This is a genomic window from Pseudomonas sp. SMV7 (assembly GCF_052041995.1).
GTDB lineage: Bacteria > Pseudomonadota > Gammaproteobacteria > Pseudomonadales > Pseudomonadaceae > Aquipseudomonas.
On sequence record NZ_JBKGGT010000069.1, the window covers coordinates 1 to 308 of the forward strand.

Annotated in this window: 1 protein-coding gene; it reads right to left on the minus strand. The window is 72.1% G+C overall.

The genetic code is table 11. From position 1 onward, the window contains the following. A partial coding sequence (locus ACLEJP_RS25565; protein WP_440810927.1) for an AMP-binding enzyme occupies positions 1 to 308 on the minus strand: 308 nt, incomplete at both ends.

Genomic DNA, 308 nt, shown 5'->3' on the forward strand with positions numbered 1-308 from the left:
GCAGCAGGTGCGCCGGCACCATGTAGTCCGGCACGCCGGCCTTGAGCGCGGCACGCAGGCTGTCGCGCAACGCGCCCTGCTCTTGCGTGCTGTCGGCAGGCACCACGTAGGCCACCAGTTGCTTGCCGCTCGGCCCGTCCTGGGCCAGCACCACCGCTTCCCGCACGCTCGGCAGCTCCAGCAGGCGCGCTTCGATCTCGCCCAGCTCGATGCGCAGGCCGCGGATCTTCACCTGGTGGTCGATCCGCCCGGCGTAGTCGATCACCCCGTCGGCGCGGTAGCGCGCCAGGTCGCCGGTGCGGTACAGG